This window comes from Halomonas sp. SpR1, from assembly GCF_031010175.1.
Classification (GTDB): domain Bacteria; phylum Pseudomonadota; class Gammaproteobacteria; order Pseudomonadales; family Halomonadaceae; genus Vreelandella.
The window spans coordinates 1-1,102 of record NZ_JAUAMB010000081.1 but is presented as its reverse complement, the minus strand read 5'-3'; the positions used below and the strand labels follow the sequence as shown (position 1 = coordinate 1,102).

General features: G+C 55.9%; 1 protein-coding gene. It reads right to left on the bottom strand.

Going from position 1 to position 1,102, the window contains the following annotated elements:
- Window positions 1–7 precede the first annotated feature (7 nt).
- On the bottom strand, window positions 8–1,000 hold the full coding sequence (locus tag QT231_RS24185) for an IS30 family transposase (RefSeq protein ID WP_308339322.1): 993 nt from the start codon (window positions 998–1,000) through the stop codon (window positions 8–10).
- Window positions 1,001–1,102: the final 102 nt, after the last annotated feature.

Genomic DNA, 1,102 nt, shown 5'->3' with positions numbered 1-1,102 from the left:
CCTGAATTCAAACATTAAGCGCAGCACCTGCGGTTTTCAGCGCCCCTGAATACTCTCCCAGGAACACTTGTGCCGGTGTCCGATACCCCAAGCGTTTTCTGGGGCGGTTGTTCAACTTGGCAACGACTCTCCTCAGTGCTGAGTCGCTCACCTTTCGGAAGTCCGTTCCTTTCGGGAAATATTGCCGAATCAGGCCGTTGGTGTTTTCATTAGTGCCACGCTGGCATGAGCGGTACGGGTCGCAAAAATAGGTCTTGGCCGAGACAGCCTTGGCAACCTGTCGGTGCTCGGCGAATTCCGACCCGTTATCCAAGGTGATGGTCTGCACTGCGCCTCGGCGTGGTTTTAATAAACGGGTCATCGCTTTAGCCGTACCAGTGGCCGTGATCGTCGACAGGCGCGCTGCCAAGAGGTAACCGCTGCGTCTCTCGACCAGGGTCACCAGGCCAGATTCTTTGTGGCCTTTGAGCACCGTATCGCCTTCCCAATGGCCGATATTGCGCCTTTCTTCCGCTTCGGCGGGACGCTGTTCAATGCCTACCCGGTGTGGAATTTTGCCCAATCCCGCATGCTTGGCCAATCGGCGCTGATAGCGCCGCTGGCGTGGTAGCCGGAGTCGCCTCCATAATTCGCCGCCGCGTTTCTTGTCGTCCCAGATTAGCGCATAGATCCACTGATGGCTTACGCAAACGCCGTTGGCATTCGCCATGAAGCCACTAATTTGCTGGGGGCTCCATTCGTCCATCAGTTGATCAGTGACCCATCGAATCAGGCTGGGCAGGCGCTTCGTCACTTTCCAGGCGCTGCGTCGGCGCTGATCACTTCTCGATTGCGCCTGCTCAGGCGCATAGCCAGTCTTAAGCCCATTGCGCTTTATCTCCCGGCTAATGGTGCTGCTGTGAACCCCAATAGCTTTGGCTATTTGTCGCTGGCTGATGCCAGTCTCAAGATAAGCAAAAATTTGGTATCGTTGGGCCTGGGTCAGTTGTCGGTATCCCATGCTCTGCTTCACTTTGGTCGGTAAAGTCGAGAGGGTACCGGCGCTGGCCCTCCTTCCTCTACTGTGTGATCCAAAGTGCTGCGGTTATTCTATGAATCCAGG